The sequence below is a fragment of the Pseudomonas sp. GW822-FHT02E03 genome, from assembly GCF_058802325.1.
Genome location: NZ_JBXAOA010000005.1, coordinates 239,867 through 247,656 on the forward strand (window position 1 = coordinate 239,867; position 7,790 = coordinate 247,656).

Consider the following 7,790-nt stretch of genomic DNA (forward strand, 5'->3'; position numbering starts at 1 on the left):
AGCCCGCTCCCACAGGTACGGCGTGCCTCTCAAGGTTTGTACTATTCCTGTGAGAGCGGGCTTGCCCGCGATGACGTCAGTACAGTCAACGCAAAGCCAGAAGCCCCTGCACCAACGGTTCCAGCTGCAAATCATTTACCGCTTTAACCTGCTCGATCATCGCCACAGGCCAATTCTCAAGCCCCAGACAGGCCCCAAGCATGGCGCCGAGAATCGCCGCGATGGTATCGGTATCTCCACCCAAACTGGCAGCCATGCACAACGCTTCGAAGGCTGTCATCTGCCCGATAGCCACTTGCCGAGCCAGCGCAAACGACACCACCACCGACTCCTGCGAGGCGACCGACGTGCCGATCACGTCGTACAGCAGATCAGCCAGCAACGCCTTGTCGCTGTCGACGCTGATGCTCCACGCCCAACTGATGCGTGCGGCGATACGTCCGCCAGCGACCCAGTGGCCATGGCTTTCGGCTTGCCAAGCGATCTGCTGGCCAAGGTTCAATGCTTCGCCCAGGTCCATGCCGTTGATCCCGGCAGAAACCACCGCCGCCACCGCCGCCGCACTGGCAATTCCCAGTGTGGTGTTGTGGGTCACCTGACAGGCTTGCACCACGGCGCGGATGAAACGCTCGGGATCGGCAACATCGGCCGCAATACCCACCGGCGTGATACGCATGGCCGCGCCATTGGTGGTGCCATGGCGGCCTGCCTCTTCCAACGAGTGGCCGGCGAGGATCATCTCGATCGCGCGTTTGGTCGAGGGGCCGAGCAAATCCTGCGAGCCCTTGGCTTGCATCCCGGCTTCCCATTTGATCAAGCGTTGGGCCAGCACCGCCGGTTCGATCCAGCCCTCGCCTTCAATCAACAACTGACCGACCAGGATCGCCTGCTCCGTATCGTCAGTGATCGAGCCTTTGGGCAGGTTTGCGGCGATTGGTTGATCCGGGCCAGCGTCTTGCAGATCGGTGATCTCGCCGAAGCGCGCCTTGATCTCGGCGCGGCTCAGGGACTGTGTCGGCATGCCCAACGCATCACCCAGGGCCAGCCCATAGAAGGCGCCCAGCGCACGGTCGAGCGCGGTCATTTTGAAGTTCCAATTTGCAGATGCAGACGAAAATGCACCGGATCGAGCAGGCTTTCGACCTGTTCCATGAAGCGATTCTGACGGTCGTAAGTGGTGCGCAGGGCCTTGAGGAACACCGTGCCCTCCGGGCGCCCGAGCAATTCGGCGTCTTCGGCATTCAAGGGTTCGGCGCCGATCCACTGATCGCCGTGATCGCCAATGTAGCCATAGGCGGCCAACGTGATGGTCAGGGAGTCATCGATCAGGCCGACTCGCGGCAGGCCTTCCAGGCCTCCGGTGGCGGGCATCAATGAGCGCTCAAGGGACACCAGCGTGCCATCGGTGCCACGGCGGCGACGGTCGAGGGTGATGAATTGATCGGTACCGAAACGCGCCAACAGGTCCGGACGAGTAACCGCCTCCAGCCGCAGCACTTCGGTATTGATCAGCGCCCCATTGTCGGCCAGCGCCTGGGCCCAGCCGTTGCGCTGATCGAGCACCACGCCATCGAACGTGACAATGGACCCCACTGCGCCTTGCGTAACGATGTCGTGGCGCCGCTTCAGTTCGACCAGGGCTTCACGCAGCGTGCCGCGGCTGACCTTGAATTCTTGAGCCAACTGATGTTCGCCCGGCAATAGAACGCCGTCCTCCATGAGGCCGTTTTCGATGCGCCGGACGAGCTCGTCGACCACCTGTTGTTTCTTGTCAATTCGTAGCGGTCTAATCATGTACACCTCGGGTGTACCGTCATAGCTGAAACGGGTTGGGGCGAGCAAGGGATATTTTGTGAAAGTGGGTGAAGGATCCTTCAAATGATCGTTCCCATGCTCCGCGTGGGAATGCCTCAATGGACGCTCTGCGTCCGCTGTTGGGACGCGGAGCGTCCCGGGCTGCATTCCCACGCAGAGCGTGGGAATGATCGGTAAAAGAATGTCCGTCAGCGCTGTTTCAACCGGTCAATCACCACCGCCAGCAACAGGATCGAACCGCGAATCACGTACTGATAAAACGTATCGATATTCTTCAGGTTCATCGCATTCTCGATGATCGCCAGAATCAGCACCCCGGCAATCACATGCCGAATCATCCCGATCCCGCCACTCAACGACACCCCGCCAAGCACGCAAGCCGAGATCACCGTCAGCTCGAAACCCTGGCCGATCATCGGCTGGCCGGACGTCATGCGCGACGCCAGGATCACCCCGGCCAACGCACCGATCACACCGTGAACGGCGAAGATGAGGGTCTTGGTCCGGTCAACGTTCACCCCGGCCAACAGCGCTGCTTCCTGGTTGCCGCCGATGGCCATGGTGTTGCGCCCGTAGGTGGTGTAGTTCAGCAACCAGCCGAAAAACAGGAAGCAGACGATGGTGATCAGAATCGGCACTGGCACGCCGAACAACTGGCCATTACCGAAGACGAAGAACTGTTCCTGCGAAACGCCCACCGCTTTGCCGTTGGCAAAAATGTAAGCCAGGCCACGCACGATCTGCATCGTCGCCAGCGTGGTGATCAACGCATTGACCCGTAGCTTGGCGATTACGATGCCATTGATCAGCCCGACAATCAGCCCCATCACCAGCGCTGCACTCACACCGAGGAACACGCTGTCGGTGTCGCGCATCACCACCGCCGCGACCACACCGGCGCAGGCAATCACCGAGCCCACCGACAAGTCGAAATGCCCGGACGCCAGGCAATACAACATGGTGCATGCGGCAATCCCGGTCGTAGAAATCGCCAGGCCCAAGCCACGCATGTTCAGTGGCGACAGGAAGTTGTCGATCAGTAAGGTGCAGAGCACGAAGATCCCGACGGCCGCCAGCAGCATCACCCAGTCATCGAGAAAGCGCCGCAAGTCCAGCGGTTTGCGCGGGGTTGGCAGAGCTTTGTTTTGGACGGTCATAGTCACCTCTCAGTTCGCCACGTCGGCAACGCGTTGGCGTGGCAACGCCAGTTGCAGCAGGTTGGATTCATTGGCTTGTTCGCGGGTCAGTTCGCCGCGCATCGCGCCTTCGCAGAGCACCAGGATGCGGTCGGAAATACCCATGACTTCCATCAGGTCGCTGGACACCACAATCACCGCGATGCCGCTGGCCGCCAGGTTATGGATGATCTGGTAGATCTCGGCTTTGGCACCTATGTCGATGCCCCGGGTGGGCTCGTCGAGCAGCAGGACTTTCATTGGCATCGACAGCCAGCGGCCGAGAATCGCCTTCTGCTGATTGCCGCCAGACAGGTACATGATTTTCTGTGCCGCGTTGGGCGTCTTCACCTTCAGCGCCTTGATCTGCTTGTCGGCATTGTCCTTTTCCCACAGGCCGCGCAACAGGCAGCCGAAGGTGGAATGGGCGCCTCGAGCGCTGATGTTGATGTTCTCGGCGACGCTTGCGAGCGGCAGGATGCCCTCCTTCTTGCGGTCTTCGGGGCACAGCAAAATCCCCGCTGCAATGGCATCGCGCGGCGAATGCAGCTTCAGTTCACGACCGCGCAACTCCAGGCGCCCGGCGGTGTTGCGCGTGAGCCCGCTGAGCATTCGGAACAGCTCGGTGCGCCCGGCACCGACCAGGCCGAACAGCCCGAGGATTTCACCCTTGTGCGCCTCGAAACTCACCGGCTCACGCAAGCCCGGCCCCAGTAACCCGTCGACCTTGAGCGCCACCGCGCCACGCGGACGGCTGCGGTAATCGTAGATGTCCTGAATGTCGCGACCGACCATGCACGTGACTAACTGATCATGGGTCAGCGCGCTCATGTCCTCGAAGGTGCGCACGAAGCGACCGTCCTTGAACACCGTCACCGCGTTACAGATGCGGAACACTTCTTCCATGCGATGTGAGACGTAAAGCACCACTTTGCCTTCGTCACGCAGGCGCCCGATGATAGCCATCAAGCGATCAATTTCCCGCGCCGACAGGCTGCTGGTGGGCTCGTCGAATGCAATCACATGCGCGCCACGGGACAACGCCTTGGCGATTTCCACAAGTTGCCGCTGGCCCAGGGACAAGCGCCCGACTTTCTCTTGCGGATCGATTTCATCGGCCAGGCCTTTAAGGCAGGCCAATGCCTGTTGTCGCAAAACGCCGCGATTGATCAGCCCGAAACTCGCCGGCAGATGCCCGAGAAACAGGTTCTCGGCGACGGTCATTTCCGGCACCAGGTGCAGCTCCTGATGGATCACCGCGACCCCGCTGCCAATGCTGTCGGCGGTAGATTTGAAAATCCTCTTCTGCTCGCCGATCTGCAGATCGCCGCTGCTCGGCGTGTAAGCACCACCCAGGATTTTCAGCAGCGTGGATTTACCGGCACCGTTCTCGCCCATCAAGGCGTGAACCTGTCCCGGATGGGCGACGAAGCTGATGCCGTCCAGCGCCTTGACCCCGGGAAAGGTTTTGCCGATCCCGTTGAAGCGCAGGCTGCCGCCGATTCTCTGTTCTTGTGTTTGTACGTGTGCGTGCATAAACCCACCTCATCACACCGGTCAGGCAGCCCCGTCGCCAGGGCCACCGATGAAATCAACCGCGCCTCAGTTCCACAGGCCGATTTTTTCCAGTTCCTGCTTGAAGTTGTCGCGCGTGATCAGCGTAACGTCATCCATCGCGGTGTATTTCGGCGGTTCTTTGCCGGTGGTGACCCACTCGTACATCATGCTCGCGGTGTTGTAGCCCTCGATGTGCGGGCTCGGCAGCATCGAGCCGAAGAAGCCGCTGTTGGGTTTCTTCAGTTCGCCGATAGCATCGGTGCCGTTGATGCCGATGCCGATCACGTTGGCCGCGGCAAAACCGGCGCTTTCGGTGGCGCGCACGCCGCCCAGCACGGTGTTGTCGTTCATGCCGCCGATGATCAGGTTTTTCGCCGCACCCGGAAGCTTCACCAAGGCCGAGTTGGTGGCGTCCATGCTGCCCGGTACGTCGAGGGTTTTCAGCGCCGAGAAAAGGATGTGGTCTTTCGGCATACCGGCGTCTTCCAACGCCTTGACCGAACCGTCGGTGCGCTTTTTACCGGTATCGAGTTCGTTGTAGGTGTTGATCACCGCGTAAGTGTCTTTCCATTCCCAGCCGCGTTTCTTCGCCTCTGTGGCCATGGCGGCGCCCTGCTTCTGGCCGACTTCAAATGCCGCCATGCCGAGGTACGGCACGTCCTCCATGAACTTGCCGCCGGCATCGACGAAACGGTCATCGACGGCGATCACTTTCAAACCGTTGAGCTTGGCCTTGGCCATGATCGCAGGGCCCAGGGACACGTCCGGCGGGCAGATCACGAAGCCCTTGGCGCCGTTGGCCGCCAGGCTGTCGATGGCCGAGAGGGTTTTCTCGCCATCAGGCACGGCGATTTTGATGAGGGTGAAGCCCTTGTCCTTGCCGGCCTTTTCGGCGAAGGCCCATTCGGTCTGGAACCAGGGCTCTTCCGCTTGCTTGACCAGAAAACCGATCTTCACTTCCTCGGCCGCCAGCAATGTACTGCTGAGGCTGACCGCAGTGACCGCCAAAGCGGCACAGCACAGGGAACGGATCCCACGACGACGTTTCATAAGCTGACTCCTTGTTATTTTTTTTTGAGCGTTATTTGAAAGCCTTCAAAGCATGCAGCCAATAGTCATATCGTATGATGATTGGATTTCAGACGTAGTTTCGCGCTTGAAACCCGAGTTATTCAGTCGTGGTACATGACCGAGCGCCCACCATCGATGGTGATGCATGAAGCGTTAATGAACGGCGCTTCATCGCTGGCCAGGAACACAGCGGTCATCGCCACTTCAATCGGCTGGCCGATGCGCCGCGGTGGATGCAGGTCGAAGGCCCGCTGACGTTCGGCATGGGGGTCGGCAAAACCATTCCAGTAATCGACGTTCAGTTGAGTTTCGATGTAGCCCGGTGCGATGGCGTTGACGCGAATGCCCTTGGGTGCGTATTCGATACCCAGCGCGCGGGTCAGGCCGAGCAAACCGTGCTTGGCCACCGGGTACGGGAAGCAGCCTGGAATGATGTGAGTGGAATGGGTCGAGGCGATGTTGATGATGCTGCCAATGCCCTGCTCGATCATTTGCGGCAACACAGCCTTGCAGCCATACCAGGCGCCGTCCAGATCGATGGCGAAGCAGCGATGCCAGTCTTCTTCGGTCATTTGCAGCGGGTCGCGGAACACGTTGACCCCGGCGCAGTTGACCAGCACGTCGATCCGGCCGTGGAGCTCAATGGCTAATCTGGCCATGGCATGCAGGTCTTGCTGACGCGATACGTCGGCCTTGATCGCCACGACATCCGCGCCTTGTTCACGCCAGTGCGCCGCGACTTTTTCGACTTTCTCGCCCTGGATATCGCTGATGACCAGCCTGGCCTGCTGAGAGGCGAAGGTCGCGACAATCGCTTCGCCAATACCCTGAGCGGCACCGGTCAACAGCACCACCTTGTTTTTCAGGCGCTCACCCTTGGGCGGTTCGGGCACCGGTGGCAAGGAAAGAGGTTCAGCCATGGATCAACACTCCTGTTCGAAGGCACGACGAAAACCGGACATCTGTCGATGTCCGGTCAAAAAGCTGTTGGGACCAGGCAGGCGCGAAAACGCCCGGGCGCCGAGGCGGCCTGAAGCACTGACTCCACAAGGGAGTGCGGTGGAATATCGCTGCATCACTTCACCTGTTTTGTTTTTTTAAGTGTGAGTGCGTGTAACTGATGGGGCCGACTATAAACCCGACCACCAAACAATCTCAATATATAATTTTGCATCCCATATTTTGGGATTTTACCCGGCAAACCGTTGACAGGCTTTTCCGGGCACATCTACTCGAATCGATAACAGCGCGCCGTCCAACGGGTGATTGAGCGGGCTTGCGGCGCTGGTGATGTACAGGGTTTTGAAGTCTTCGCCACCGAACACGCAACTGGTGGGACGGCTGACCGGCAGTTCGATCACCCGATCCACATAACCATCCGGGTTCAGCCTGAGCAGACAACTGCCATCCCATCGGGCATTCCATACATAGCCCTCGGCATCCATCGCCGAGCCATCGGGGCCACCACGTTCGTGGGGGCCAAACCAGACATAGGCGGTGTCCAGGTTGCCGTCGGTATGGATGAAATGCCGGTAAAGCGTGCTGTCGAGGCTGTCGGCGAAATACAGGGTTGTGCCGTCGTCGCTCCATAGCAACGTGTTGGGGATGCCTAATCCTCGTAGTAGCGGCGTAACCCGAGCATCGCGGTCGATGCGAAACAGGCCCCCCGAGCGGCGCACGACGGGTAAATCTTCGCCCTGCTCACCGATGTTGTTTTGCATGGTGCCCAGCCAGAGCCGGCCCTGGGCATCGCAGCGAGCTTCGTTGGGGCGATTGCCGGGTTGCGGATCGGCGACGCAGAACAAGGTCAGCCGAGGTTCCAGGCCTGGGGAAGCCAGGTCCAGCCGATAAACCCCACTGCTCAATGTCACCAAGGCATCGCCGCTTTCGCAGGGGATGAATGCGGACACGTGTTCCGGCATCTGCCAGATTTCCACGTTGGCGCCGATCAGCCTCAGCGCTTGCTTACCCGCGATATCTACCCAATACAGCGCCTGGGTCGGAGCATCCCAAAACGGGCCTTCGCCGAGTTGCGCACGGTGTCCGGTAACCGCAGTCCACGTCATGAAACCTCCTTTTTTATTGCTTTTATGTGGGAGCGGGCTTGCTCGCGAAGAGGCAGTGACATTCACCATCTCTGTCGCCTGACACATCGCCTTCGCGAGCAAGCCC

7 protein-coding genes are annotated in these 7,790 nt (G+C 59.8%); all 7 read right to left on the reverse strand.

What is annotated here, in order from left to right:
* Positions 1–85: 85 nt before the first annotated feature.
* The 7 genes from AC1RQB_RS06425 to AC1RQB_RS06455 all read right to left on the reverse strand — a co-directional run bounded on the left by AC1RQB_RS06425 (position 86) and on the right by AC1RQB_RS06455 (position 7,684).
* Entirely contained in the window at positions 86–1,084 is a 999-nt protein-coding gene (locus AC1RQB_RS06425; protein WP_063341168.1) for an ADP-ribosylglycohydrolase family protein, read from the reverse strand.
* Positions 1,081–1,794, reverse strand: coding sequence for a GntR family transcriptional regulator (locus AC1RQB_RS06430; RefSeq protein WP_008067814.1), 714 nt, complete (start codon positions 1,792–1,794; stop codon positions 1,081–1,083). The genes AC1RQB_RS06425 and AC1RQB_RS06430 overlap by 4 nt, the downstream gene beginning before the upstream one ends.
* 209 nt (positions 1,795–2,003) lie before the next feature.
* A complete protein-coding gene (gene araH / locus AC1RQB_RS06435; RefSeq protein ID WP_063341169.1) occupies positions 2,004–2,972 on the reverse strand; it encodes an L-arabinose ABC transporter permease AraH in 969 nt (322 codons plus the stop codon).
* Between the two features lie 9 nt (positions 2,973–2,981).
* Positions 2,982–4,526 (reverse strand): L-arabinose ABC transporter ATP-binding protein AraG, encoded by a 1,545-nt coding sequence (gene araG, locus AC1RQB_RS06440; protein ID WP_063341170.1) that lies wholly within the window; start codon positions 4,524–4,526, stop codon positions 2,982–2,984.
* A 66-nt stretch (positions 4,527–4,592) separates the two neighbouring features.
* Positions 4,593–5,597 carry a substrate-binding domain-containing protein gene (locus tag AC1RQB_RS06445; RefSeq protein WP_063341171.1) on the reverse strand — a complete coding sequence of 335 codons (1,005 nt, stop codon included), beginning with the start codon at positions 5,595–5,597 and terminating at the stop codon, positions 4,593–4,595.
* 122 nt (positions 5,598–5,719) lie between these two features.
* Positions 5,720–6,538: an SDR family oxidoreductase gene (locus AC1RQB_RS06450; RefSeq protein ID WP_063341172.1), complete on the reverse strand. Its 819-nt coding sequence runs from the start codon at positions 6,536–6,538 to the stop codon at positions 5,720–5,722.
* 270 nt (positions 6,539–6,808) lie between these two features.
* Positions 6,809–7,684, reverse strand: a complete 876-nt coding sequence (locus AC1RQB_RS06455; RefSeq protein WP_008067803.1) for an SMP-30/gluconolactonase/LRE family protein — start codon at positions 7,682–7,684, stop codon at positions 6,809–6,811.
* Between the last annotated feature and the right edge of the window lie 106 nt (positions 7,685–7,790).

Bases quoted from the DNA above. Each gene is read 5' to 3' on its own strand.
- AC1RQB_RS06425 (WP_063341168.1), bottom strand. From the start codon at position 1,084: ATGACCGCGCTCGACCGTGCGCTGGGCGCCTTCTATGGGCTGGCCCTG.
- AC1RQB_RS06430 (WP_008067814.1), bottom strand. From the start codon at position 1,794: ATGATTAGACCGCTACGAATTGACAAGAAACAACAGGTGGTCGACGAG.
- araH (WP_063341169.1), bottom strand. From the start codon at position 2,972: ATGACCGTCCAAAACAAAGCTCTGCCAACCCCGCGCAAACCGCTGGAC.
- araG (WP_063341170.1), bottom strand. From the start codon at position 4,526: ATGCACGCACACGTACAAACACAAGAACAGAGAATCGGCGGCAGCCTG.
- AC1RQB_RS06445 (WP_063341171.1), bottom strand. From the start codon at position 5,597: ATGAAACGTCGTCGTGGGATCCGTTCCCTGTGCTGTGCCGCTTTGGCG.
- AC1RQB_RS06450 (WP_063341172.1), bottom strand. From the start codon at position 6,538: ATGGCTGAACCTCTTTCCTTGCCACCGGTGCCCGAACCGCCCAAGGGT.
- AC1RQB_RS06455 (WP_008067803.1), bottom strand. From the start codon at position 7,684: ATGACGTGGACTGCGGTTACCGGACACCGTGCGCAACTCGGCGAAGGC.